The organism is Variovorax guangxiensis, assembly GCF_003952165.1.
Classification (GTDB): domain Bacteria; phylum Pseudomonadota; class Gammaproteobacteria; order Burkholderiales; family Burkholderiaceae_C; genus Variovorax; species Variovorax guangxiensis.
Window position 1 is genome coordinate 275,763 of record NZ_RXFT01000004.1, and the last position, 25,283, is coordinate 301,045.

General features: G+C 68.0%; 24 protein-coding genes. 11 read left to right on the forward strand and 13 right to left on the reverse strand.

What is annotated here, in order from left to right; all coding sequences use genetic code 11:
• Nucleotide 1: 1 nt before the first annotated feature.
• On the forward strand, nucleotides 2-640 hold the full coding sequence (locus EJP67_RS12135) for a 3-oxoacid CoA-transferase subunit B (protein ID WP_126021960.1): 639 nt from the start codon (nucleotides 2-4) through the stop codon (nucleotides 638-640).
• Nucleotides 641-753: 113 nt separating this feature from the next.
• On the opposite strand, the gene EJP67_RS12140 is transcribed toward EJP67_RS12135, so the two are convergent.
• Nucleotides 754-1,923 (reverse strand): pyridoxal phosphate-dependent aminotransferase, encoded by a 1,170-nt coding sequence (locus tag EJP67_RS12140; RefSeq protein ID WP_126021961.1) that lies wholly within the window; start codon nucleotides 1,921-1,923, stop codon nucleotides 754-756.
• Between the two features lie 35 nt (nucleotides 1,924-1,958).
• Nucleotides 1,959-2,921: a LysR family transcriptional regulator gene (locus tag EJP67_RS12145; protein ID WP_126021962.1), complete on the reverse strand. Its 963-nt coding sequence runs from the start codon at nucleotides 2,919-2,921 to the stop codon at nucleotides 1,959-1,961.
• A gap of 161 nt (nucleotides 2,922-3,082) precedes the next feature.
• Between EJP67_RS12145 and EJP67_RS12150 the strand changes: the two genes are divergently transcribed.
• From EJP67_RS12150 to mmsB, 4 genes are all read left to right on the forward strand, one after another.
• Nucleotides 3,083-4,606 carry a CoA-acylating methylmalonate-semialdehyde dehydrogenase gene (locus EJP67_RS12150; protein WP_126021963.1) on the forward strand — a complete coding sequence of 508 codons (1,524 nt, stop codon included), beginning with the start codon at nucleotides 3,083-3,085 and terminating at the stop codon, nucleotides 4,604-4,606.
• 12 nt (nucleotides 4,607-4,618) lie between these two features.
• Nucleotides 4,619-5,773 (forward strand): acyl-CoA dehydrogenase family protein, encoded by a 1,155-nt coding sequence (locus EJP67_RS12155; protein ID WP_126021964.1) that lies wholly within the window; start codon nucleotides 4,619-4,621, stop codon nucleotides 5,771-5,773.
• Nucleotides 5,774-5,915: 142 nt separating this feature from the next.
• Nucleotides 5,916-7,031, forward strand: coding sequence for an enoyl-CoA hydratase/isomerase family protein (locus tag EJP67_RS12160; RefSeq protein ID WP_126021965.1), 1,116 nt, complete (start codon nucleotides 5,916-5,918; stop codon nucleotides 7,029-7,031).
• Nucleotides 7,032-7,178: 147 nt separating this feature from the next.
• Nucleotides 7,179-8,075: a 3-hydroxyisobutyrate dehydrogenase gene (gene mmsB, locus EJP67_RS12165; protein ID WP_126021966.1), complete on the forward strand. Its 897-nt coding sequence runs from the start codon at nucleotides 7,179-7,181 to the stop codon at nucleotides 8,073-8,075.
• 19 nt (nucleotides 8,076-8,094) lie between these two features.
• On the opposite strand, the gene EJP67_RS33610 is transcribed toward mmsB, so the two are convergent.
• Together EJP67_RS33610 and EJP67_RS12170 are read right to left on the reverse strand one after the other, a co-directional pair.
• A complete protein-coding gene (locus EJP67_RS33610) occupies nucleotides 8,095-8,262 on the reverse strand; it encodes a hypothetical protein (protein ID WP_165909621.1) in 168 nt (55 codons plus the stop codon).
• Entirely contained in the window at nucleotides 8,259-9,557 is a 1,299-nt protein-coding gene (locus EJP67_RS12170) for an MFS transporter (protein ID WP_126021967.1), read from the reverse strand. Before EJP67_RS12170 ends, EJP67_RS33610 begins: the two co-directional genes overlap by 4 nt.
• Before the next feature lie 195 nt (nucleotides 9,558-9,752).
• Between EJP67_RS12170 and EJP67_RS12175 the strand changes: the two genes are divergently transcribed.
• Nucleotides 9,753-10,676: a LysR substrate-binding domain-containing protein gene (locus EJP67_RS12175; RefSeq protein ID WP_420824264.1), complete on the forward strand. Its 924-nt coding sequence runs from the start codon at nucleotides 9,753-9,755 to the stop codon at nucleotides 10,674-10,676.
• Here EJP67_RS12175 and EJP67_RS12180 read toward each other — a convergent pair.
• On the reverse strand, nucleotides 10,577-11,017 hold the full coding sequence (locus tag EJP67_RS12180) for a hypothetical protein (RefSeq protein WP_126021968.1): 441 nt from the start codon (nucleotides 11,015-11,017) through the stop codon (nucleotides 10,577-10,579). The two genes, EJP67_RS12175 and EJP67_RS12180, sit on opposite strands and share 100 nt — an antisense overlap.
• 53 nt (nucleotides 11,018-11,070) lie before the next feature.
• Entirely contained in the window at nucleotides 11,071-11,997 is a 927-nt protein-coding gene (locus tag EJP67_RS12185) for a LysR family transcriptional regulator (RefSeq protein ID WP_126021969.1), read from the reverse strand.
• Between the two features lie 113 nt (nucleotides 11,998-12,110).
• On the opposite strand from EJP67_RS12185, the gene metE reads away from it, so the two are divergent.
• The 4 genes from metE (at nucleotide 12,111) to EJP67_RS12205 (ending at nucleotide 17,139) form a co-directional block, all read left to right on the forward strand.
• Complete coding sequence (gene metE, locus EJP67_RS12190) at nucleotides 12,111-14,456, forward strand: 5-methyltetrahydropteroyltriglutamate--homocysteine S-methyltransferase (RefSeq protein ID WP_126021970.1); 2,346 nt, start codon at nucleotides 12,111-12,113, stop codon at nucleotides 14,454-14,456.
• A 128-nt stretch (nucleotides 14,457-14,584) separates the two neighbouring features.
• Nucleotides 14,585-15,388 carry a hypothetical protein gene (locus EJP67_RS12195; RefSeq protein ID WP_240650621.1) on the forward strand — a complete coding sequence of 268 codons (804 nt, stop codon included), beginning with the start codon at nucleotides 14,585-14,587 and terminating at the stop codon, nucleotides 15,386-15,388.
• Between the two features lie 100 nt (nucleotides 15,389-15,488).
• Entirely contained in the window at nucleotides 15,489-16,457 is a 969-nt protein-coding gene (locus EJP67_RS12200; protein WP_126021972.1) for a Bug family tripartite tricarboxylate transporter substrate binding protein, read from the forward strand.
• A 328-nt stretch (nucleotides 16,458-16,785) separates the two neighbouring features.
• The gene (locus EJP67_RS12205; protein ID WP_126021973.1) at nucleotides 16,786-17,139 is read left to right on the forward strand and encodes an alpha/beta hydrolase; all 354 of its coding nucleotides are present in this window, start codon (nucleotides 16,786-16,788) and stop codon (nucleotides 17,137-17,139) included.
• An 84-nt stretch (nucleotides 17,140-17,223) separates the two neighbouring features.
• Here EJP67_RS12205 and EJP67_RS12210 read toward each other — a convergent pair whose 3' ends face one another.
• The gene (locus EJP67_RS12210; RefSeq protein WP_126021974.1) at nucleotides 17,224-17,811 is read right to left on the reverse strand and encodes a DNA-3-methyladenine glycosylase I; all 588 of its coding nucleotides are present in this window, start codon (nucleotides 17,809-17,811) and stop codon (nucleotides 17,224-17,226) included.
• A 64-nt stretch (nucleotides 17,812-17,875) separates the two neighbouring features.
• Between EJP67_RS12210 and EJP67_RS12215 the strand changes: the two genes are divergently transcribed.
• Nucleotides 17,876-19,612 (forward strand): dipeptidase, encoded by a 1,737-nt coding sequence (locus EJP67_RS12215; protein WP_240650623.1) that lies wholly within the window; start codon nucleotides 17,876-17,878, stop codon nucleotides 19,610-19,612.
• Here EJP67_RS12215 and EJP67_RS12220 read toward each other — a convergent pair.
• The 6 genes from EJP67_RS12220 to EJP67_RS12245 form a co-directional block, all read right to left on the reverse strand.
• Nucleotides 19,566-20,075 (reverse strand): MerR family DNA-binding protein, encoded by a 510-nt coding sequence (locus tag EJP67_RS12220; protein ID WP_126021975.1) that lies wholly within the window; start codon nucleotides 20,073-20,075, stop codon nucleotides 19,566-19,568. The genes EJP67_RS12215 and EJP67_RS12220 overlap by 47 nt on opposite strands.
• Nucleotides 20,076-20,191: 116 nt before the next feature.
• A complete protein-coding gene (locus EJP67_RS12225) occupies nucleotides 20,192-20,509 on the reverse strand; it encodes a chaperone modulator CbpM (protein ID WP_126021976.1) in 318 nt (105 codons plus the stop codon).
• A 2-nt stretch (nucleotides 20,510-20,511) separates the two neighbouring features.
• Nucleotides 20,512-21,474, reverse strand: coding sequence for a DnaJ C-terminal domain-containing protein (locus EJP67_RS12230; RefSeq protein WP_126021977.1), 963 nt, complete (start codon nucleotides 21,472-21,474; stop codon nucleotides 20,512-20,514).
• 55 nt (nucleotides 21,475-21,529) lie between these two features.
• Nucleotides 21,530-22,174, reverse strand: coding sequence for a histidine phosphatase family protein (locus EJP67_RS12235; RefSeq protein ID WP_126021978.1), 645 nt, complete (start codon nucleotides 22,172-22,174; stop codon nucleotides 21,530-21,532).
• 22 nt (nucleotides 22,175-22,196) lie between these two features.
• Entirely contained in the window at nucleotides 22,197-24,599 is a 2,403-nt protein-coding gene (locus EJP67_RS12240) for an acylase (protein ID WP_126021979.1), read from the reverse strand.
• 98 nt (nucleotides 24,600-24,697) lie between these two features.
• Complete coding sequence (locus tag EJP67_RS12245; RefSeq protein WP_126021980.1) at nucleotides 24,698-25,279, reverse strand: glutathione S-transferase family protein; 582 nt, start codon at nucleotides 25,277-25,279, stop codon at nucleotides 24,698-24,700.
• Nucleotides 25,280-25,283: the final 4 nt, after the last annotated feature.

Here is a 25,283-nt window from a genome sequence, read left to right on the forward strand (position 1 = left end):
GATGCCCTGGACCCAAGACCAGATGGCGGCCCGCGCCGCGCAAGAACTCGAAGACGGCTTCTACGTCAACCTCGGCATCGGCATCCCGACGCTGGTGGCCAATCACACCGGCGACAAGGAAGTGTGGCTGCAGAGCGAGAACGGCATGCTCGGCATCGGCCCGTTCCCCACCGAGGACCAGGTCGACGCCGACCTCATCAACGCCGGCAAGCAGACCGTCACCACGCTGCCCGGCTCGGCCATCTTCGGCAGCCATGACAGCTTCGCGATGATCCGCGGCGGCAAGATCAACCTGTCGATCCTGGGCGCGATGCAGGTCAGCACCAAGGGCGACCTCGCCAACTGGATGATCCCCGGCAAGATGGTCAAGGGCATGGGCGGCGCCATGGACCTCGTGGCCGGCGTGAAGCGCGTGATCGTGCTGATGGAGCACGTCGCGAAGAAGAAGGACGGCACCGAGGACCTGAAGATCCTCGAGAAGTGCACTCTGCCGCTGACCGGCGTGGGCGTGGTCGACCGCATCATCACCGACCTGGCCGTGATGGACGTGGCGCCCGAGGGCCTGAAGGTCGTCGAGCTGGCGCCTGGCGTCACCTTCGACGCGCTGCAGGCCAAGACGGGCGCCAAGTTGATCCAGTAAGGGCAGCCGCAACCCGGCAGTTTGCAAGGGCCGCTTTCGCGGCCCTTTGTCATTGGGCGTGAGACGCCGCGCGCATGGCTTGCATCGACCTCGACGACCTGCGCCCTGAACTGCTAGGCCCTCAGCGCCGCCCGCACCTTGTCCCCCAACCCCCGCAGCCGCTCCACAGGCTCGTTGGAGAACACGAAGCGCAGGTACTGCGCACCGTGCGTCTCTCCCCAGCCCTTCATCGCGGTGGCGCAGACGCGGTGCGCCAGCAGGCGTTCCGACAGCGTCTGCCCGTCGATGCCGAAGTCGCTGGCGCGCAGCAGCAGCGACCAGCCGCCGCCGGGTACGCCCACCGGCAGGCCCTTGAGCTCGTCGAGCACGGTGTCGCGCCGTCGCTCCAGTTCGGCCACGTAGGACGCGAGCGTGTGTGCCGATTGCTCCAGTGCAGTCGCCACCGCGTCCTGCGCGATGCCCACCGGCACCACCACGTTGGCGAGCGACACGGCCACGAGGTCGGGCATGTAGCTCTCGGGCGCCACTGTCCAGCCCACGCGCCAGCCGATCATGCGCAACTCTTTGGCGGATGAGCCCACGGTGATGGTGCGTTCGGCCATGCCGGGCAGGCCAGCCGGGTGGATGACCTTGCGGCCGTCGTACAGCAGGCGCTCCATCGCGGTGTCGAGGATCAGCGTGAGGTCGTGCCGCACGCACAGCGCGGCGATGGCGCGCCAGTCCTCCTCGTCGAAGCAGCCGCCTGTGGGCATCGAGGGCGACATCAGCAGCATGGTGCGCACGCGCGGGCCGATGGCCTGCTGCAGCGCCTCGCGGTCGAGCTTCCACTCGCCGCCGGGCGTGAACCTGAAGGGCACGTACTTCGGCGTGCCGCCCGCGAGGCGGATGCGGTTGAGCAGGCCCGCGTAGGTCGGGTCGGTTACCAGCACCTCGTCGCCGACCTCGACGGTGGCGAGCAGCGCATTGAGGATGCCCGAGAGGCCGCCGGCCGAGATCACGCAGTTGCGCGCGCCGCTGTATTCCACGCCCGAGAGCGCCGACACATGCCGCGCCGCCACGTCGCGCAGGCGCGATTGGCCGACGAAGGGCAGGTAGCTGTTGTCCGGGTCGAACGATGCCGCGTGCAAAGTGCGCGCGACGGCCTCGGGGTCGGGCGGGATGTCGACGTCGAGGTTCTCCAGCCGAAGGAAGGGCGGACCGTCGGCGTCGTCGGCGATCGCGCCCATGCGGTCGACGCCGATGCCGGCGATGTGTTCGAGGCGGGCGGGGCGGTGGCGTGGCATGGGGCGTGTCTCCGTGTCGGGGTTCGCGTTGCTCGTTACGGGGTTGGTGGCTTGCGCGGGCGGGCCGGGCGCTGCGGCGGGCCGCTTGCGCCATTTTCTTCGCCGGGCGGCTGCAGGAGCAACAGCGGCTGCTGCTCCTGCACCGTCTCGCGCAGGAAGTTCCACACCGCCTGCATGCGCGCGAGGTGCTTGGTCTCCGCCGGCATCGACATCCAGAAGGTGCGCGTGAAGTTCGTCTGCCCCGGCAGCACGGGGCGCAGCGCGGTGTCGTGTTCGGCGATGAAGGCCGGCAGCACCGCGATGCCCGCGCCCGCCGCCACCGCGCTGTGCTGCGCGAGCACGCTGGTGCTGCGCAGCGCGAAGGCGTCGGGGCGGTGCAGTTCGTCGAGGTACTGCAGCTCCTTGCTGAAGAGCAGGTCGTCCACGTAGCTGATGAAAGTGTGGCCGCGCAGGTCCTCACGCGTGCGGATGGGCTTGTGCGCCGACAGGTACTGCTTCGACGCGTACAGGCGCAGCGTGTAGTCGGTGAGCTTGGCGACCACCACCGGCCCGCGCGCCGGGCGTTCGAGCGAGATCACGATGTCGGCCTCGCGCCGCGACAGGTGCACGAGGCGCGGCATGGCCAGCAGGTCGATGGTGAGCTTCGGATGCCGCACCGCGAACAGCGCGAGCTGCGGTGCCAGCACAACCGTGCCGAAGCCCTCGGTGGCGCCGATGCGCACCAACCCCGAAAGACCTTCCTGCGAGGCCGGCGCGGTGCTTTCCACAGCCTGGAACGCGCTCTCCATCGCCTCGACCTGCGGCTGCAGCCTGCGGCCCGCCTCGGTGAGCCGGTGGCCGCCCGATTCGCGCGAGAACAGTGGCGCCCCGACTTCCTTTTCGAGTGCCTGGATGCGGCGCGCCACCGTGGTGTGGTCGACCTCCAGCCGCCGCGCCGCGCTCATCAGCGTGCCCGAGCGGGCCAGCTCCAGGAAGTACCGCAGGTTGTCCCAGTCCATGTGCTTTCGTGCCTCGGGTGGTCTCGAATGGAAGGCTTTGCATTTTTGCAAAGTCGCCGCGCAATTTTGTCTATTGTCATGGCAAATCTGCAAAGCTAGGATGCGTCACCGCCCCGGCTCGTCCGGCGCCGCTTTCACAGGATTCACAGGAGACAAACCCCATGGACGCCACCACCACGCCCTCGACCCAGGTCGCCACCGTCAAGCTGCTGATCGGCGGCAAGCTGGTCGAATCGAAGACCACCGAATGGCGCGACGTCGTCAACCCCGCCACGCAGGAAGTGCTGGCGCGCGTGCCCTTCGCCACGCAGGCAGAGCTCGACGCGGCAGTCGCTTCCGCCAAGGAGGCCTTCAAGACCTGGCGCAAGACGCCCATCGGCGCCCGCGCGCGCATCTTCCTCAAGCTGCAGCAGCTCATCCGCGAGAACATGGGCGAGCTCGCCGCGATCCTCACGGCCGAGCAGGGCAAGACGCTGCCCGACGCGGAAGGCGATGTGTTCCGCGGCCTCGAAGTGGTCGAGCACGCATCGAACATCGGCAACCTGCAGCTGGGCGAGCTGGCCAACAACGTGGCCAACGGCGTCGACACCTACACGCTGCTGCAGCCGCTGGGCGTGTGCGCCGGCATCACGCCGTTCAACTTCCCGGCCATGATTCCGCTGTGGATGTTCCCGATGGCCATCGTCACCGGCAACACCTTCGTGCTGAAACCCTCCGAGCAGGACCCGATGGTCACCATGCGCCTGTGCGAACTGGCGCTCGAAGCCGGTGTTCCGCCCGGCGTGCTGAACGTGGTGCATGGCGGTGAAGCCATCGTCAACGGCATCTGCGACCACAAGGACATCAAGGCGATCAGCTTCGTGGGCTCCACCAAGGTCGGCACGCACGTCTACAACCGCGCCACTCTGGCCGGCAAGCGCGTGCAATGCATGATGGGTGCGAAGAACCACGCCATCGTGATGCCCGACGCAAACAAGGAGCAGACGCTCAACGCGCTGGCCGGCGCGAGCTTCGGCGCCGCGGGCCAGCGCTGCATGGCGGTGTCGGTGGCGGTGCTGGTGGGCGAGGCGCGCAACTGGGTGCCCGAACTCATCGAGAAGGCGAAGACGCTGAAGGTCGGCGCCGGCGTCGACAAGGGCGTGGACGTGGGCCCGCTGGTCTCCTGCGCCGCTTACGACCGCGTGAACAGCCTCATCGAACGCGGCGAAGCCGACGGCGCCAAGCTGGTGCTCGACGGCCGCAAGCCCACGGTGCCCGGCTACGAGAAGGGCAACTTCGTAGGCCCGACGATCTTCACCGGCGTGAAGCCCGGCATGACGATCTACGACCAGGAAATCTTCGGCCCCGTGCTGTGCATCGCCGACGCCGAGAACATCGACGAGGCCATCGATCTGATCAACAGCAACCCGAACGGCAACGGCACCGCGATCTTCACGCAGTCGGGTGCCGCGGCGCGCCGCTTCCAGGAAGACATAGACGTGGGCCAGGTGGGCATCAACGTGCCGATCCCGGTGCCAGTTCCGATGTTCTCGTTCACGGGCTCGCGCGCGTCGAAGCTCGGCGACTTGGGCCCCTACGGCAAGCAGGTGGTGCTGTTCTATACGCAGACCAAGACGGTGACGGCTCGCTGGTTCGACGACAGCACCGTCTCGCACGGCGTGAACACGACCATCAGCCTCAAATAAGAAGTCCGGCGGATGGACTTCGAACTTTCCGAGGAGCAGCGCGCCTTCGCCGAGACGGCGCGCGACTTTGCACAGGCCGAGTTCGCGCCGCATGCGGCGCAGTGGGACGCGGAAGCCATCTTTCCGAGAGAGGCCATCGCCAAGGCCGGCGAGCTGGGCTTCTGCGGGCTGTATGCGCCCGAGCGCATCGGCGGCCTTGGCCTGCCGCGGCTCGATTCCGCGCTGGTGTTCGAGGAGATGGCCGCGGTCGACCCCTCGACCACCGCCTTCATCACCATCCACAACATGGCGACGTGGATGCTCGGCACCTGGGCGACCGACGCAGTGGCGCAGCAGTGGGGCGAGGACCTGACGAGCGGGCGCAAGCTGGCCTCCTACTGCCTGACCGAGCCGGGCGCGGGCTCCGACGCCGGCTCGCTCAAGACGCGCGCGGAGCTGCAGGGCGCCGAGTACGTCATCAACGGCGGCAAGGCCTTCATCTCCGGTGCGGGCTCGACCGACGTGCTGGTGCTGATGGCGCGCACGGGCGGCGCTGGCGCCAGTGGCATATCGGCCTTCGCGGTGCCGGCCGACGCGCCGGGCATCAGCTACGGCAAGAAGGAGCACAAGATGGGCTGGAACAGCCAGCCCACGCGCACCATCAGCTTCGACAACGTTCGCGTTCCCGCGCAGAACCTGCTGGGCAAGGAAGGCGAGGGCTTCCGCATCGCCATGAAGGGCCTGGACGGCGGGCGCATCAACATCGCGACCTGTTCGGTGGGCGCGGCGCAGGGCGCGCTCGACGCGGCGCGCCGCTACCTGCACGAGCGCCAGCAGTTCGGCAAGCCGCTGGCGAGCTTCCAGGCGCTGCAGTTCAAGCTGGCCGACATGGCGACCGAACTGGTCGCGGCGCGGCAGATGGTGCGGCTCGCAGCCTCGAAGCTCGACGCCGGCCATGCCGACGCCAGCACCTTTTGCGCGATGGCCAAGCGCTTCGCGACCGACGCGGGCTTCAACGTCTGCAACGACGCGCTGCAGCTGCACGGCGGCTACGGCTACCTGGGCGAGTTCCCGCTGGAGCGCCTGGTGCGCGATACGCGCGTGCACCAGATCCTCGAAGGCACCAACGAGATCATGCGCGTGATCGTTGCGCGAAAATTGCTGGAAGGGGACAGCGACATCCGCTGAAGCCCAACTTCAGAACGCAGAAGTCGCGAAGGTTTCGCAAAGGTCGCAGAAAAGACAAAAGAAAATTGATATTCCTTCTGCGACCTTTGCGAAACCTTTGCGGTCTCTGCGTTCGGTTCCCGTATTCAAGCAACCCCAAAACATGACTGACTCAGTAGTTCTCTTCGACGAAATCAAGACCGCCGGCGGCCAGCGCTTCGCAGTGGCCACGCTCAACGCACCGGCTTCGCTCAACGCGCTGTCGGTGGACATGGTGCGCCTGCTCACCCCGAAGCTGCGCGAATGGGCCGGTGATGCCGGTATCGTCGGCGTGCTGCTGCAGGCCGCGGGCGACAAGGCCTTCTGCGCCGGCGGCGACCTGCGCCAGCTCTACCAGACGCTGCTCGACTGCGGCCCCGCGCGCAACACCTACGCCGAAGACTTCTTCCGCGAGGAGTACGAGCTCGACTACCTGATCCACACCTTCCCCAAGCCCTTCCTGTGCTGGGGCCACGGCATCGTGATGGGCGGCGGCGTGGGCCTGCTGGCCGGCGCCTCGCACCGCGTGATGACGCTGCAAAGCCGCATCGCCATGCCCGAGATCAACATCGGCCTGTACCCCGACGTGGGCGGCAGCTGGTTCCTGCGCCGCACGCCGGGCCGCACGGGGCTGTTCCTGGCGCTCACGGCTGCCAACGTCAATGCGGCAGACACCATCTTCTGCGGGCTGGCCGACGTGCTGGTGCCGCAGGAGCGCAAGAGCGAAGTGCTGGAAGCCATCGCCTCGACGAAGTGGGCCGGCGAGAACAAGGCCGACCGCGCCACGCTGTCGCGCATCCTCGCCAAGGCGGGCGAGGGTGCCGAGATGCCGGCCTCGAAGGTGCGCGAGCACTACGACACCATCAACGCGCTGATGGCGGGCGACGACCTGCTCGACATCGCGAAGCGCCTGCGCGATCTGCAGAGCGACGACGCATGGCTGCAGAGCGCGGCCAAGACCTTCGCCAAGGGCGCGCCCAGCTCGGCCGCGCTCAGCTTCGAGCTGTGGCAGCGCGTTCTGCGCATGTCGCTGGCCGAGGTGTTCCGCCTCGAATACTGGGCATCGCTCGGTTTCTGCGCGCACAAGGACTTCGCCGAAGGCATCCGCGCGGTGCTGGTCGACAAGGACCGCAATCCGCGCTGGAGCCCGGCCACGCTCGAGGAGATCACGCCCGCCTTCATCGAAGACCACCTGCGTCCGCGCGGCGAGATGCCGGCGGAGCTGGCATCGCTGAAGTAAATCGGACAGCCGAACGCAGAAGGAAGACAAAAGCTACGCAGAAGTCGCGAAGGAGAAACCTGTTTTTGTGTTTCTTCTGCGACCTCTGCGAAACCTTCGCGACTTCTGCGTTCTGAACCCGTATTCAAACAACCTGGAGACAAAGCAATGAAGATCGCATTCATCGGCCTGGGCAACATGGGCGGCCCGATGGCCATGAACCTGCACAAGGCCGGCCACGCGCTCGCCGCCTTCGACCTCTCGAAGGAGGCCTGCGCGAAGTTCGGCGCGGATGGCCTGCCCATCGCCAAGTCGGCCACCGAGGCGGTGGCCGATGCCGAGGTCGTCATCAGCATGCTGCCGGCCAGCGCGCACGTCGAGGGCCTGTTCCTGGGCGGTGCCGGCAAGCCCGGCCTGCTCGAGAGCATCCGCGCCGGTTCGCTGGTGATCGACAGCAGCACCATCGCGGCGGCCACCTCGCGCAAGGTCGCCGAAGCGGCTGCCGCCAAGGGCATCGCGATGATCGATGCGCCGGTGTCCGGTGGCACGGGCGGCGCCATCGCAGGCACGCTGACCTTCATGGTCGGCGGCGAGACACAGGATCTGGAGCGTGCGCGTCCCGTGCTCGAAAAGATGGGCGCGAACATCTTCCACGCCGGCGCGGCCGGAGCGGGGCAGACCGCGAAGATCTGCAACAACATGCTGTTGGGCATTCTGATGATCGGCACTTCCGAAGCGCTGGCGTTGGGCGTGGCCAACGGGCTCGATCCGAAGGTGCTGTCGGAAATCATGCGCCGCAGCTCGGGCGGCAACTGGGCGCTGGAGAAGTACAACCCGATGCCCGGCGTGATGGAGACCGCGCCCGCCTCGAAGAACTATGCCGGTGGCTTCGGCACCGACCTGATGCTCAAGGACCTGGGGCTGGCTCAGGAGAACGCCACTGCCGTGCGTGCGGCCACGCCGCTGGGCGGGCTGGCACGCAGCCTGTATGCGGCCCACAGCCTCGCCGGCCACGGCGCGCTCGATTTTTCGAGCGTGCTGAAGCTGGTGCAGAAGGCTTCCTGAGCCTCCCGCACTTGCCGGTTCAGCTGAAGTGGGACTGAAGCAGCCACAGCAGGCCGAGCACGACAGCGAACAGCACCGCGAACATAACCCAGGCGCGCGTGAACGCCTGGGTCTCGGTGAGTTCGATCTGCTCGATCTGCCGTGAAGGAGGCGGGCTGACGGTAACGTCGGGTTGCGGTTGTGTCATTTCCCCACTGTACAGCGCAGTTCGCCGGCCGTGGCCGGCTTTGCACGGGCATCCATCCGCGACATCGTCCACATGATGGCGGCCGCCACCAGGTTGGCTCCCACGCTGAACAAGATCGGCAGCAGGTAGCTGCGGCTGATGTCGAAGGCATAGCCCGCGGCGGCCGGACCGACCAGCGTGCCGAAGGCCACGCTGGTGTAGAGCACGCCGATGATCGCGCTGATGTTGCGCCCGCCGAAGTAGTCCATCACCAGCGCCGGCAGCAGCGCGACGAAGCCGCCGTAGAACGCGCCGTAGAAGAAGGCGAACACCGCCAGCCCCCGGAAGCCGTCCGATGAGGCCCACACCAGCAGCGAAAGCGCCATGCCGGTGGACATCAGCAGCATGGTCTGCGCGCGCCCCATGCGGTCGGCAAGCCCGCCCAGGAAGAAACGCCCGGCCGTGCTGCCCACGCCGATGGCCCCCAGCAGCAGCACCGCCGACGCGTTCGGCACCCCGTGGTCCAGCGCATAGGGCACCAGGTGCACGAAGGGCACGAACAGGCCGAACGAGCTGATGAGGCAGGCTACGTACAGGCCGGCGAAGCGCCGCGAGCGCACGGCATCGCGCACCGTGAAGCCCTCGGGCCGGGCTGTTTGGGCCTGAGGCAGGGGAGCATCGCCATCCGGCCCCAGGCCACGGTCGCGCGGGTCGTTCTCGATCAGCAGCGCCATGCCCACGCCCACCACCACCGCCAGCACACCCAGCGCCAGGTAGGCGTTGCGCCAGCCCAGCGTCTCGATGAATAGCGATGCCAGCGGCGGCATCACCAGCGTGCCCACGCCGATGCCGCTCACCGCCAGCCCCGAAGCGAAACCGCGCCGCCGGACGAACCAGCGCTGCACCGCGCCCAGCACCGGCACGTACGAAGCGCCGACGCCCAAGCCCACGCCGAGCCCATAGGCGAGGTAGATCTGCGTCAGGCTCCGTGCCTGCCCCGCGAGCGCAAGCCCCAGCCCCACCAGCACCATGCCCGCCACGGCCAGCCGCCGCGAACCCCAGCGGTCGGCCAGCGGCCCGCTGAGCACGCCGAGGCCGAAGTAGAGAAAGCCCGCCAGCGAGAACACCAGCGACACCGACCCGCGCGAGGCGCCGAAGTCCTTCTGCAGCGATTCGAGAAAGGCGCTGAAGGTGTAGGCGCAGCCGAAGCCCACGAAGGTCACGGCAAAGGCGCCCGCGACCACCAGCCAGCCTCGGAAAAGGCCCGCGCCTTGCTGCGATGCGGAAGAAGGCTGGCTCGGAGGTGTGGTCTTCATGCGGGTGTCCGGATCAAAATATCTAAGCTCGCGAGACTCGTTCTGGCCACGCGGATGCTGATACTCCTCCTTTGCTGTCTGCGGCACAAACCAGAATTTCTGCCTCTTTCGAATCAGTCTGGCTAAACGATGGAACATTAGCTCCCGCCACTCAACGCACTGCGCGCCTTCGAGGCCACCGCGCGCCATCTGTCGGTGAAGAACGCGGCCGACGAGCTCTGCGTGACGCCGGGCGCCGTGAGCCAGCTCGTCAAGGCGCTGGAGCTGCACCTGGGCGTGCAGCTGTTCCGCCGCGTCAACCGGGGCATCTTTCTGACCGACGCGGGCCAGGCCTACCTGCCGCCGGTGCGCAATGCGTTCAGGCAGATCAGCGATGCGACGCAGAAGCTGGCCGTGCCCGCCGAGAGCGGCCTGCTCACCGTGAGCACCACGCCGTTTTTCGCCTCGGCGTGGCTGGTGCCGAGGCTCAAGTCATTCCAGAAGGCACATCCCGACATCGACCTGCAGGTGCAGGCGAGCAACGCGCTGGCCGATTTCTCGCGCGACGGCGTGGATGTCGCCATTCGCCACGGCACGGGCCATTACCCGGGGCTCGTCAGCCAATGCGTGCTGACCGTCGAGGTTGTTCCCGTTGCTGCGCCTTCGCTGGTGGCCGAGCTGGGCAAGCCCGCGAAGCCAGCCGATCTGCTGCACTGGCCGCGCGTGAACGACGCGCAGCGCAAGGGCTGGCGCCTGTGGTTCGCGGCGCAGGGCGTGGCCGATACGGGCCCGGTGCGCGGACCGTCCTTCGACGATGCTGGCCTTTTGCTGGGGGCTGTGCAGACCGGGCAGGGCGTCGCCTTGCTGCCGGCTGCACTGGTGGCGAGCGACGTGGCCGAGGGCAGGCTGGTGCGTCTCTTCAAGGCCGCACTGCTCGACGGCTTCGCCTACCACCTCGTGTATCCGCCGGCCAGCCACGAACGGCCGAAGGTGGCGGCCTTCCGTTCATGGCTCGCTGAGGCGATGGGCGACGGCGGCGCTCAGACCGCTGCGAGAAAGACCTCGGCGTCGCCGCCCTCGCACTTCCAGTCGGCGAAGACGCCGACGAGGCTGCAGCTGGTGCAGCGGCAGCCGAGGTAGTACCAGCGCACGTCGTTGCTCTCGGCGTAGAGCGCAACGCCCGACACCAGTTCGAAGCTTTCCTCGCCGCACACGCATTCGTGGCCTCCGAACTCGGCCTCGTCCGCGTATTCGGCGCTATCGCCCATCAGGTGCACATTGCCGCAGGCCCTACAGGTGCGGCGGGCTGCGCCAGTCTCCTCGTCGCTTTCCAGACTGAACACGCGATGGCCGCAGATGCATGCCGATGCGGCGAAGCGGGTGGCAGGGTACTTGTTGGCCTTGCTGTAGCGCTGGATCTCGGCTTGCGTGTCTTCAGGGCCGTTGCCGTACCAGTAGCGGCCTTTCTTTTTCAGAGCCATGCGGTCTTCCTTTTTCCTCTGTTCGGTGTACGGCAGATTCTGGCGCGCGCCAGCTACAGCAGCTCGATGCCCGGCAGGCTCTTGAAGCAGCTCTCGCGCGTGATGCGCACGAAGTCGGCGAGCCAGGGCTGTGCCGAGGTGCCCTGTGTGCACGCCATGTAGAGCCGGCCGGTCAGCCCCTTGCTGCCCACGCGGCGCGCGGTGACATAGCCGCGGTCCAGGTAGTTCTGCACCGCCCACAGCGGCAGCGTCGCCACGCCGCGCCCGCTGGCCACCAGCTGCAGCATCGCGACCGTGAGTTCGGTGGTGCGCCGGTGCGCGGGCTCCACGCCGGCGGGGCCGAGCACCTGCCGCACGATGTCGAGCATATCGTCGGGCACCGGGTAGGTGATGAGCGTCTGGTCGGCGAAGTGCCGTGCCGTGAGGTAGGCCTTGGCAACGAGCGGGTGTTCGTTGGCCAGCAGTGCCACGATCTCGAAGCGGAACAGCGCGTGGTAGTCCACGGTTTCGCCGGGGTCCTGCTCGGACACGATCGCCACCTCGGCGCGGTTCTGCATCACCAGCGCGATCGGGTCGGGGTGGAAGCCCGAGACGATGTCGAGTTCGATCTCGGGCCAGCGCTGGCGAAAGGCGTCCATGGCTGGCATGAGCCAGTCGAAGCAGGTGTGGCACTCGACCACGATGCGCAGCTGGCCGCTGCGCCCGAGCGCAAGCCGGGCCACGTCGCGCTCGGCTTCCTCGATGAGCGGCAGCGCGGTGTCGGCCAGCTGAAGCAGTCGCAGGCCGGTGGTGCTGAACTGCGGCGGCACCGACTTGCGCTCGAACAGCTGCGCGCCGTAGCGGTCTTCCAGCAGCTTGATCTGGTGCGACAGCGCCGATTGCGTGAGGTTGAGCAGCTGCGCGGCGCGCACGAGGCTGCCGGTGTCGCGCAGCGCGATGAGCGTGCGCAGGTGGCGTATTTCAAGGATCGATTGCTGCATGGCGGGCTGCATGAAAAATATTCAATCGAATGGGCAAAAGGTTTCGTTTGAATCATATGCCGCAAACGCCGACCATCCCGGATTCCCAAGATCAGCGACCGGATTACCTTCAAATGACCACCCGTACCCACACCCTCGGCTTTCCGCGCATGGGCGCGCACCGGGAACTCAAGTTCGCCCTCGAGAAGCACTGGCGCGGCGAGATCGACCGTGCCGCGCTCGAAGCGGTCGGCGAGCAGCTGCGCGCCCGCCACTGGCAGGCCCAGCGCGATGCAGGGCTCGACTTCGTGACGGTGGGCGATTTCGCCTACTACGACCATGTGGCCAACCACATCCAGCTGCTCGGCTGCGAGCCGGCGCGCTTCGGCTTCCATGGCGACGAGCCCGAACTTTCGCGCTACTTCAAGATGGCGCGCGGCGTGGAGAGCGAAGCGGCCCACGCGCACGGCGAAGGCTGCGCGCACGGCAGCGAAGGCACCTTCGCGCTGGAGATGACCAAGTGGTTCGACACCAACTACCACTACCTCGTGCCCGAGTTCGATGCGCGCACGCAGTTCAGGCTGGCCTCGACGCGCCTCTTCGACGAGGTGGCGCAGGCGCAGCAGGCCGGCCACGCGGTCAAGGCCGTGCTGCTGGGGCCGCTGAGCTTCCTGTACCTCGGCAAGGAGAAGGCGGCCGGCTTCGACCGCTTCTCGCTGCTCGATGCGCTGCTTCCGGTGTACGAGCAGGTGCTCACGCGGCTGAAGCAGCAGGGCGTGGAGTGGGTGCAGATCGACGAGCCCATCCTCGGCCTCGACCTGCCCGATGCATGGCGCAACGCCTTCGAGCGCGCCTACTGGCAACTCGCCCGCAGCGCGCCGAAGCTGCTGCTGGCCACGTATTTCTCGCCGCTGTCGGACAACCTGCGCCTGGCCTGCCAGCTGCCGGTGGCCGGCCTGCACGTCGACGCGGTGCGTTCGCCGCAGGAGCTCACGGGCGTGGCCGACTGGCTGCCGGCGCACAAGGTGCTGTCGGTCGGCGTGGTCGACGGGCGCAACATCTGGCGCACCGACGTCGATGCGGCACTTGCCAAGCTCAGGCAGGTGGCGGGCAAGCACCAGGGCGAGCTGTGGATCGCGCCTTCGTGCTCGCTGCTGCATGTGCCCTTCAGCCTTGCGGCGGAAACGAAGCTCGATGCGGAACTGAAATCGTGGCTCGCCTTCGCCGTCGAGAAGCTCGACGAGCTGCGCGTGCTGCGTGCGGCCGTCGATGGCGACGAGGCCTCGGTCGCGTCCGAACTCGCGGCGGCCCGCGCCGCGGTGGAAGCTCGCCGCACCAGCCCGCGCGTGCATCGTGCAGATGTGGCCCTGCGCCTCGCGCGCAGCGTGGCGGGCGACGACAGCCGTGTCTCGTCGTTCGGAATGCGCCAGCTGGTGCAGCGCACGCGTTTCGCGCTGCCCGCGCTGCCGACCACCACCATCGGATCGTTCCCGCAGACCGCCGACATCCGCGCCGCCCGCGCCGCCTTCAAGCGCGGCGAACTCGACGCGGCCGGCTACCGCGAGAAGATGCGCGCCGAGATCGCACTGGCCGTGCGCAAGCAGGAGGAGCTGGGCATCGACGTGCTGGTGCATGGCGAGGCCGAGCGCAACGACATGGTCGAGTACTTCGGCGAGCAGCTCGACGGCTTCGCCTTCACCGCCAACGGCTGGGTGCAGTCGTACGGCTCGCGCTGCGTCAAGCCGCCGGTGATCTTCGGCGACGTGGCGCGCCCCGCGCCGATGACGGTCGAATGGACCGCCTACGCGCAAGGCCTCACGAAGCTGCCAATGAAGGGCATGCTGACCGGCCCCGTCACCATCCTGCAGTGGTCCTTCGTGCGCGACGACCAGCCGCGCGCCACCACCTGCGAGCAGATAGCCTGGGCGATCCGTGACGAGGTGGTCGATCTCGAAGGCGCGGGCATCGGAATCATCCAGATCGACGAGCCGGCCATTCGCGAAGGCCTGCCGCTGCGCCGCGCCGGCTGGCCGGCTTATCTGAAGTCGGCCACGCGCGCTTTCCGCATCAGCGCCTCGGGCGTGCGCGACGAGACGCAGATCCACACGCACATGTGCTATTCGGAGTTCAACGACATCCTGCCTGAGATCGCGGCCATGGACGCCGACGTGATCACCATCGAGACGAGCCGCTCAGACATGGAACTGCTGCGCGGCTTCGGGGGCGAGCACAACGCGGGCGGTTTCCGCTACCCCAACGAGATCGGCCCGGGCGTTTACGACATCCACTCGCCGCGCGTGCCTTCGGTCGAAGAAATCGTGCGGCTGATGCGCAAGGCGGCCGACGTGGTGCCGCCCGCCAACCTGTGGATCAACCCCGACTGCGGCCTCAAGACTCGCGGCTGGCCCGAGACGGAGGCGGCGCTTTCGAACATGGTGGCGGCTGCGAAGCAGCTGCGCAGGGAGCTGGCGCAGGCCTGAAGCACGGAAGAGACCGGGGCGGACGGGGGCGGACCAGGGCGGCGGGAGGGAAACGCCGGCGTGCCAATAATGGCGCCATGCTTTCCCCGAACCGTCTCTTCCTCTTCCGTTTCTCCCTGTTGCTTCTCTTGCTCCCGCCCCCCTTGATGGGCTGGGCGCAGAGCCGTGCGGAAGCGCTGCTGCAGTTCGAAGGCGTGCAGCAGCGCTACCAGGCCTCCTACGGGCCTGGCGCCGTCTCGCGTGGTGCGAGAGAGCTGCTGGACCCCGACGACCAGGCCATCGCCGACAAGGCGCTCAAGGCGCTGGACACGGCGGCGACGCGCGCCTTCGACACGAAGGCCTCGGTGTCCGCCATCCAGCAGGAAGTTGCATCGGCCGGTAACGGTGGTGCGGCACCCAACCCGCAATTGCTCGCCGCCGTGTCGCGCTTCGTGAAGCTGCGCACCGACTATGCGGCGATGAGCGATGCCGGCAAGGCGGAGTTCTTCAACCGCGAGCGCGCCAAGCCCGTGGACCCCGCGCGCGCGGAACTGCTGGAGCGCATGGCTGTGGCCGAGGTGCGCGAGATCGACTTCTCCAGCCAGTTGCTGATGAGCGCCGTCGTCAAGCAACTCGCGCGCGGCAATGGCGGCCAGTTCAGCTCGCTGCCCGACCGCACGCTCGACATGGCCCTCGACACGCTCTGGTCGCGCGGCGTGACCTCGACCCGCCCGCGCAACCTGATGCTCGTGGCGCGCGAATTCGAGAGGCAGGTGACGCAGGCGCTGCTCGCCGCGCTGCCCGATACCGACGTGGCCGCGCTGCTCGCATGGCGCAATGACCCGCAGGCCGCCGCCGAGCGCGAGGCGCTGGTGGGCACCTATCGCGCCGAGGTCAAGGGCAGCGGCGGCGTGGCGTTGCGCACGCTGATTCGCGCCTGGCCGCGTTCCTGACCGGCAGGCCTCTGGGAGAAATACCGAGGTCAAAGCCGACCCAGGAGCGTGCAATGGGCGCTGTACCTGACAACGACTCACAACACGCAGGAGACTTCCCATGCTTTCCAACCGCATCGCATCGCTCGCCGCCGGGCTGGCCGTGTCCGTCCTCGCCCAAGGCGCCGCCGCGCAGGCCTGGCCAACCAAGCCGATCAGGCTGGTCGTTCCCTTTTCCGCAGGCGGCGCCAACGACCTGATGGCACGCGCGGCGGCCGAAGGCGCGTCGAAGCAGCTGGGGCAACCGGTGATCGTCGACAACAAGCCCGGCGCGGGCGCGGTGCTCGGCGCCGACGTGGTCGCCAAGAGCGCGCCCGACGGCTACACCTTCCTGGTGAGCGCGGCCGGCGTGGTGTCGAACAGCATGATCAAGAAGAGCATGCCGTACAAGGACGAGGCGCTGGTGCCGGTGGCCATGATCGGGCTGGCGCCTTCGGTGGTGGTGGTGCCGGCCGATGCGCCGTACAAGGACCTGAAGGAATTCGTCGCCGCGTCGAAGAAGTCGGGCAACGGCTTCCACTGGGCCACCGCCGGCACGGGCAGCACGCCGCATTTCGTCGAGGGCATCCTGCAGACGAAATACGGCGGCAAGCTCGACGTGGTGCCCTACAAGAGCGGCTCGGAGTCGATCACCGCGGTGCTCGGCAGCCAGGTCGAGGCGACTTCCGAGGCCAGCATCGTGGTGCTGCCCTACGTGAAGAGCGGCAAGCTCAAGGCGCTGGCGGGCACGTGGACGCAACGCATCTCGGCCTACCCTGAACTGCCGACTGCGGCGGAGGAGGGCTTCCCCGAGATCCGCATCGCGCACTGGGCCGGCGTGCACGCGCCGCGCGGCACGCCCGACGCGATCATGGACAAGATGGCCGCGGCAGTCGACGCAGCAATGAAGTCGCCCGAGATCGCGAAGCGCCTGAAGGACATGGGCATCGAGCCCGTCGGTGGCACCCGCGCGAGCTTTGCCAAGTTCGTCGACGAGGAGCGTGCGCGGCTCGGCAGCGTGGTCAAGGCGACCGGCATGAAGGAGGACTGAGCGGGCGAAGCGCTCCGGAACAGGCGCACCGGTTGGCATGCAACCTGCAAGAGCTCGTTGAAACGCGCGGCGAGGGGCGAGGCTGCCTTAGCACCTTTTGCTGAAAGGCCGAGCCAGGCTGCCAGGTTCCGCTTGACGGTCTAGAGACAAAGTATGCAAACTGCCCACGTTCTTGACGGCGCAAAGAGCACTTGGATTAGCGTTGTCAGAAAGTTCCTGGCTATTGTTTCAATTTCGTGAACACTGCGGTTCATTCTTCATAGGGTTTGCCCTAGTAATCCTGGTGCACACTTGCGGCACCGAAAAGCCCAATGAAGAAGGAATTGAAATGAAGACCTCGAACATCCTCGCCGCCGCCGCTCTGTCCCTGCTCGCCGCCGCTGGCGCCCACGCAGAAACCTACGAAGGCGTCCAGCCCCTGACTTCCGGCTACAGCCGCGCCGACGTGGCGCCCCAGGCCGTGGCAGCCGCCCGTGCCGGCAACGCCTACAACGACAGCGAAGGCGCCGCTTCGACCGCAACGCCCGCTCTGACCGCTTCGGTCGACCGCGCCGCCGTCCGTAGCCAGGCCGTCGCCGCTGCACACGCTCCGGGCCAGAACCTGCGTCCCGAAACCTTCGCCGGCAGCGTGATCCCCGCGCAAGCCAAGGGCCTGACCTTCACGCGTCAAGCCGGCCTGTAATTCGAAAGCGGCGCGAGCCGCTTCATCGAATCACAAGTCACACATCAGGAGAAACCGGACCTGCGAAAGCAGCGTCCGGTTTTTTCATTGGGCCTTGCCGCGTCCGTGCTTCGTCCCGTGCCGGTGGCAATCGTGCGCATGGTCGTCCACGATGCCCGTGGCCTGCATCCACGCATAGACGATCACCGGCCCCACGAACTTGAAGCCGCGCTTCTTCAGCGCAGCCGAGATGTCTTCGGACAGCGGCGTCTTCACCGGCACGCTGCCCGTGCGGTTCACGACGGGCTCGCCGCCCGCCATGCCCCAGATGAATTCCGAGAAGTCCTCGCCCTTGGCCTGCATCGCGAGGTAGGCGCGCGCGTTGCCGATGGTGGCCTCGATCTTCGAGCGAGAGCGCACGATGCCCGGATCCTGCAGCAGCCGCTCGACGTCTGCCTCGGTGAATTTGACGATCTTCTCGGGGACGAAGCCCTTGAAGGCCTTGCGGAAGGCATCGCGCTTTCGCAGGATGGTGAGCCACGAGAGCCCGGCCTGGAAGCCGTCGAGCATGAGCTTTTCCCACAGCGCGCGGCTGTCTCGCTCGGGCACGCCCCATTCGGCGTCGTGATAGGCCATCAGCAGCGGGTCGGTCTGGGCCCAGGCGCAGCGGATCTTGTCGGTGCTGTTGCTCATTGTTCTTTCGATTCTTCGCTCGGCTATCGTCGCGGGATGTTTTCAGAATGAGGGGGAGACCCTGATGCAGCAATCTCGATTTTCATTGTCGGCGCTTTCGCTGGGCCTTGCGCTCGCGCTCGGCTCTCTGGCGCATGCGGAAACGATCAGGAAGCCCCAGCTCGATCAGCTCGCCGCCGCCTGGCAGGCTGGCAAGCCGCCCGCCGACTTCAACGCGTTCCTGGCGCAGGCCGAGAAGACCAACCCGGAACTCAAGCCGGGAGGGGCCGCCTACCGCAAAAAGGCGCCGCTGGCCGGCGAAGACCTCGTCAACATCGCGCGCCTGCTCGGCCTCTACAACCGCCTGAAGAACCAGCAGGCCGTGATCGCGAGCATCGGCACCATGGTGGCGATCCCGACGGTGCGCAACGTGCAGGTTCCGCCCCACGAAAGTGCGCCGATCATCGAGTTCGGCCAGCTCGTGCAGAAGATGGCGGGCGATTTCGGCCTGGCCTACCGCAACGTCGACAACCGCATCTTCGAAGTCAGCCTCAAGGGCACGGGCTCCGAAGAGTTCGGCATCCTCACGCACTCCGACGTGGTGCCGGCGGTGCTGTCCGAATGGGTGCTCGACGACGGCACGCGGCTCGATCCGTTCAAGATGACGCGCGTGGGCGACTTCCTCTACGGCCGGGGCACCATCGACGACAAGGGCTCCATCGCGGCGGTGCTCTATGCGATGAAGACGGTGAAGGAAAGCGGCCTGCCCATCGAGCGCAGCATCCGCCTGATGATCGAGACCACCGAAGAAACCGGCGGCGACGCGATGCAGTACTACCGCACCAAGACGCAGCTGCCGGCCTACAACATCGTCCTCGACAGCAAATACCCGGCAGTGGTGGCCGAGAAGGGCTCGGGTGCGCTGAAGGTGTTTTTCCCGGCGGAAACTGCCGATGGCGCATCGACGGCGATCACAGGCATGAGCGCCGCCGCATCGGCCAACGCGATCTCGCAGACGGCGACGGCCGTGCTCAAGGGCGGCGACCAGGCGGCCGCGCTCGCGAAGCTCGAGGCCGCGAAGCCGGCATTCCTGCAGAAGTACGAAGGGCAGGGCGGCAAGTTCTCCATCGACATCGCGCGCGGCGCCGATGGCATCGAGCTGAAGGTGACAGGCGTTTCCGCCCATGGCTCGCGGCCCGAGGAGGGCGTGAACCCGCTGCCTCGCCTCGCGCTCTTCCTGCAGGAATCCGGCGTGCCGCTCGCGCCCAATCACTACCTGAAAGCCGTGAAATACATCGACGCGCTCTACGGCACCGGCTACCTCGGCGAGAAGATGGGCCTGGGCTATGCCGACGACTTCATGGGGCCGCTGACCTTCTCGCCCAACCTCGTGCGCATGGGCAGCGATGGCAGGCTCGAAGTCACGGTCAACGCGCGCATGCCTCGCGGCCGTACGCCCGAAGAACTCAAGGCGCAAGTCACGCAGAAGATCGATGCGTGGGCCAACGCGAACAACGTGAAGCTCGAAGTCGCCTACGAGCAAGGCAACTGGATGGCGCGAGACCCGAAGGGCGCATGGCTGTCCACGCTGCTGAACATCTATGGCGACACCACCGGCCTCGAGGCCAGGCCCGTGCCCACGGCCGGCAGCACCACCGCGAAGCTGATGCCCAACGCCATCAATTTCGGACCCGCGATGCCCGGCAAGAAGTACACGGCGCACAACGCCAAGGAGTACAAGGAAGTGCCCGACCTCGACGCCGACCTGCAGATGTTCACCGAGATGCTGGTGCGCATCGGCAATCTGAAGCAGATGCAGTAGCGCCAACCGGCTGGGAGGCGAAGCCCCTGAGCTCCAGCAGTTCGTCGAGGATGGGACAGGCGGGCTGATGATTGCCCAGGCACAGGCCGGCGAGGCGCTCCAGCACGCGCTTCGTGGCCTGCAGTTCCTCGATCTGCGATTCGAGTTCCTCGGTGCGCGTCAGCGCGATGAGTTTCACCTCGGCGCTCATGCGGTGCTCGTCCTGCCTGAGCGCGAGCAGCCTTGCGATGTCGCTCATGCCGAAGCCCAGCGCGTGCGCCCTGCGCACGAAGCGCAGCACGTCGACGTGCTCGCGGGTGAATCCGCGGCCGACGGTGCCCTGAATGAGGCCGCGGGCTTCGCACTGGCGCAGCAGCCGCTCGGAGACGCCGGCGCGGGCCATGGCCTCTTCCATTCCGAATCGGCGGCCGGACTGCGTCGTTGCCGGTGCGGGCTGTGGCGTGCCAAGGGTGCGAGGGTTCATGCGGGCTCCTTCCTGTTGAGAAGGCCCGCAGTCTTCGGCTTCGCATGGTGTCAAGGTCAAGGGGCGGGCCGCTTCCCCCTGAGGGTAGGAGGGGCGATGCGCTCGCCCTCGGGCTCCTATCGGAGGCCGTGGGCGTGCAGCGCTGCCTTAAGCCTCCGCACCTCGTGCTGCAGGTCGAGGATCAGCGCCGCCGCGTCGAGATTCACGCCGAAGTCGCGCTCCAGCCTGCGTGCCTCGAGCGCGCATTGCAGGTCGGTGCTCGAGAACTCCCAGCGCTCAGGCGGCGCCTCGGCGGTTTCGATGCGCAGGATGCCGACTTCGACCAGTTGCACGACCCAGGCGGTATCCGCGCCGACGGCATGCGCCAGTTCGCTCGCGGCGAGCGGCTGCGAGGCGCTGATGGCGGTGGTGCTCGTGAGGGTGAAATTCACCATGCTCAGACTCCCAGATGCTGGCGTGGGTGGAAGGAAGAGGTGGCCTGCGCCAGCTGCTCGTAGGCCCTGCGGGCCTCGTCGCCGTCAACGGGCGGCAGTGCGATGTCGAGCAGAAGGTACAGGTCGCCCGGCGTCTTGCCCGCGAGCCCACGGCCCTTCAGGCGCAGCTTCAGGCCGCTGCGCGCGTTGCGCGGCACGGTCACCTCGACCACGCCGCCGGTCGGCGTCGGCACCTGCACCTGTGCGCCCAGCGCGGCCTCGGTGGGCGTGACGGGCAGCGTCATGTACAGGTCGCGCTCTTCCACGCGGTAGAGCTTGTGCGGCGCGATGCGCACTTCGAGGTACAGGTCGCCCGCGGGCTCGCCGCCGTGGCCGGGCATGCCCTGGCCGGCAAGGCGGATGAACTGGCCCGGATGCACGCCCGGGGGGATCTTCACGCTCAGCGTGCGATTGGTCCACTGCGGATGGCCCTGCGCGTCGATGGTCTGCGCGCGCAGCGTGATCTCGCGTTCGGCGCCGCTGAGCGCGTCTTCCAGCGTAATCTCGATGGCCGCATGGTGGTCTTCGCCGCGCGCGCGGAAGTTCTGCCGCGCGGCGCCGCGGCGCTCGGCCTCGCCGAAGAGCGACGAGAAGAAGTCGCTGAAGTCGGCATGGTCGGCCGGGCCCTGGCGCGGGCCGCGATGGAACTCGAAACCTTCGTCCCAGCCCGGCGGCGGACGGAAGTCGCCCTCGGGGCTGCCGCCGCGCGCGACGCGGTCGGCCAGCGCGTCATAGGCGGCGCGCTTTTCCTTGTCGCCCAGTACGTCCTTGGCCTCGTTGATGTCGCGCATGCGCTGCTCGGCATCGGCCTCGGTGCTGACGTCGGGGTGGTACTTGCGGGCGAGCTTGCGGTAGGCCTTGCGCACCTCGTCGTCGGACGCGGTGCGGTCGATGCCCAGTGCGCTGTAGTAGTCCTTGAATTCCATGGTGCGTGGTGCTTCGTTGGGTGGACGGCATCGAGGTGGGGAATGTCCCCGGCAGCTAGGCCAGGGCCGCGTCGCCGTCGGCGTGCCGCAGCAGCGGCGTCACGGCCCATGTGGGGCCGCGGCGCTCGAAACGCAAGGGCTGGGCGTTGCCGAGCAGGCCGAGGTCGACCGGCACGCCCAGCAGGGCGGCCAGTGCGTAGAGCGTTCCGCCGTGCGCGACCACCAGCACCGGGGCGGGCAGCCGCAGGGCGGTGTCGATGGCCTCTCGCGTGCGCGAGACGAACTGCGAGAGCGTCTCGCCGCCCTCGGGCTCGCAGGCCCAGTCGATGTTGGCGGACGAGGTGCCGATGAGCGCGCCGAAGTTGCGCTCGCGCAGCGTGGCCTGCGCGGCCGGCACCAGCTTGAGCGCGGTCGCCACCGCATAGGCGGTGTCGTTCGCGCGCCGCGCGTCGCTGCACACCACCGTGCGGATCGGCTCGCCCGCCAGCAGCGTGGCGGCGCGCGCGGCCTGCTGCAGGCCGAGCTCGCTCAGCGGCTCGTCCACGGCCTGGAAGATGCGCAGCGCGTTGCGGCCGGTCTGCCCGTGGCGCAGGAAATAGAAATGGTCGCAGTCGGGCGAGAGCGGCTGGTCCGCCGCGATGCGGATCAGCTGGTCGAGCCCGCTGGGCCTGGTGTGGGTGGGAGCGGTCTGCAATGACATGGATGAGAGGAAGCGTTGTAGATCAGTACGCGAGCTGCAGCGGCGCGCCCACCCGCTGCGCCTGCACGTCGGTGCGGTGGAAGGGCAACGGGTGCCACTGCTTGGCGGCGAACAGCGGCAGCTGGTCGTAGGCGCGCGGCGAGGCGGGGTCGCTGCTCTGGCCGTAGGTCAGCAGCCCCTGGGCGACGGGGCCGTTGGCGTCGAAGCTCACGACCTGCATGTAGCTGCTGCCGTAGTTGATGTTGTAGCCCTTCGGGTCGATCAGCGACTGGCCCTGCGACTCCAGCTTGTTGAGCACGCCCTCGAACTCGTCGCCGCCGTGCAGCGCGATCTTCTGGCCGCGCACCAGGCGCGACTGCGGCACGCCCAGCGGCACGTCGGCCGCGAAGCCGGCGGTGCGCAGGATGCCGACCGCGTCGCCCAGCGCCTTGAACACGGCCTCGCGCGTGGCCGGCGTGGCCATGTCGAGCCCCGCCGGCGTCGCCACCGGCTGCGCGGGGTCGAAGGGCACGCGCCAGACCTTCGGGATGTCCTTGGCCTTGCGCCAGAACTCGCGAAAGAGCGGCGCGCCCTTCGAGTCGGCATTGCTGGTGCGGTCCCAGGCCGAGAGCACGCGGCAGCCCAGCGCCTGGTCGGTGCCGAGCGAGCCGCCGGCGGCGCGGCAGGCGGCCTGCAGGTCGTCCATCACCAGCATGCCGGCGAGGTTGCGGTCGCGGAAGATCACGCTGCGCAGCTCGGCCGCGCCCATGCGGTTGCCGGGCAGGCCGTCGGTGCCGGCCAGGCGGCCGCGGATTTCCATGATGCCGCTGCGCGTGCGCAGCCGCTGCGGCACGCCGACGGGGCCCACCAGCGGCGAAATGCCCGCCATCGGCGCGATGTCGGGGTTGCTGAGCCAGAAGCTGTCGTTGCTGTTCTGCACGTAGTCCGGCGTGACGAGCACCGGCATGCGCGCCGGCGCGATGATGCCGGGCGAGGCGGCCGTGCTGTCGCGATTCCATGCGCAGGCGGCGCGCGAGCCGTCGAGCACCGCCAGCCCGGCCGCGTTCAGCAGCGCCGCGGCGGCGGGCGAGGGCGCGCAACTTTTCAGCATGTCGGCCGACACGTCGGGCACCACCGAAAGATCGGCATACATCGCGTTGCCGTCACGGTCCGCCGCGATGGTGTTGATCCATGGCATGCCCTGGTTGCCCATGGCGGCACGCAGTTCGGCCACGTTGCGGGCCTGCGCCATCTTCATCCAGGCCTCGGCGGAACGCACGTTGAGCGTGTTGGCGTCGCGGATGGCATAGGCCCTCTGCGCGGTCCAGCCGAGGCCGGCGCGCGGCAGCGAGATCACCGGGCCCCACTCGGTCGAATAGAAGGTGTGCTGCACCGCAGGCGCGTTGCCCCCCGTTGCCGCGGCCGGCAGCGTCACGGTGCGCGCGAGCATCTTCCGTGGCTGGCCGTCGACCAGGTACACGGTCGGGTCGGCGGGATCGAGCTTCAACTCGTACAGGGTGAAGCGCTTGCCGGTCGAGACGGTGTGGGTCCAGGCCACGTCCTTGTTGAAGCCGATCGCCACCACGGGGCTCAGCCCGCCGGTGGCGCCCATCACGTCGAGCTTGCCGGGAATGGTCAGGTGCATTTCCCAGAAGCGGTTGGTGCCGTTCCACGGGAAGTGGGGGTTGCCCAGCAGCAGGCCCCGGCCGTCCGGCGTGGCGTTGCGGCCGAAGGCCCAGCCGTTGGAGCCGAGCTCGCCGCCCTCGGGGCTGGCGTTGAAGCTGTGGCGGCCGATCTCGGCGACGGCTTCCTTCAGTTCGACGGGCGCGGCGCCGGTCTTCGCGCCGGGCGCGGGCGGCACGGCGGCCAGCACGGCGCCGGCCAGCGCGCCCAGGCCGCCCTGGATCATCGACATCTCGGTGGCGCGCGCCAGGTCGGCGGCGGTCATCGGCCTCACCCAGGGCTTGCCGCGGCAGGCCTCCGGCAAACCGCCGGGGCCGGCGTCCTGCAGGTAGCGGTTGTAGCCGGCCACGTAGCCGCGCAGCGCGGCCTGCACTTCGGGGCTGGTAGTGGCGCCCGCGCGTGCCAGCGCCGCGTCGTCCATGTGATAGCGGATGAACAGGTCGATCTGCGCGTTCGGCGCGCGGCCCAGGCCCAGCTCGCCGGTGTTCTGCGCGCCGAGGAACTGCGAGCGCTCTCCGCGCAGCGTGAGCAGGTGCTCGGCCGTCTGGCAGACGTTGTCCTGCGCATGCGCATAGGCGCTGCCGTACGCCAGACCCTCGTAGTCCGGCGCCGTGATGTGCGCGATGCCGAAGGTGGTGCGCTCGATGGTCACGCTTCGCCCGCCGGGCGGCGGCGCGCTCGCACAGGCGGCGAGCAAGGCGGCAAGGCCCAGCGAAAGGGCCGTGAGCGGAAACCGGGAGGGCGTGGCGTTCTTGGATGTCATGCGGGCGTCTCTCTTCTTTCTTGGAGGGGAACAAGCAAGCCGATTAAAGAGCGTGCCTTCGCCGCGCGTTGTCACCAGCGCGGCACGCCGCGCCGCGTTCAGCCGAACTTCATGCCCTTGGGGCGGGCCTGCAGCCGGTGGATGTACGCATCGATCTTCGGGCGGTTCGAGCGGCCGCCGAATGCGCGGTGCCAGATGAACATCGAGCCGATCATCACGTCGGCGGCCGTGAACTGCGCCCCGAAGAGGTAGGGGCCGTCGCCAAGTTCGCGTTCGACCGCGTCCTTGGCAGCCTCGAAATTGGTCCAGCCGCGCGCGCTGTTGTTGCTGCGGATCTTCATGATGGCGTCGCCCATCGCGGGCTCGAGCTGCGAGGTCGAATAGACCATCAGCGACAGGTAGCGGCCACGCTCGGGCGAACCCACGGGCGGCGCCAGCCGCTTGCCGGGAAACTTCTCCGCCACGTACATGCAGATGGCCGCGTTCTCGAAGATGCGCGTGCGGCCGTCGACCAGCGCGGGCAGCTTGCCCGCCGGGTTGATCTTCAGGAACTCGGGCGTCTTGTGCGCCTTCTCCCTGATGAGGGTGGGCACGATCTCGTAGTCGACGCCGGCTTCGTCGAGCATCCATTTCGCGACCTGGGCTCGGCTGTGCGGGTCGAAATACAGCTTCATGGTCATGGGC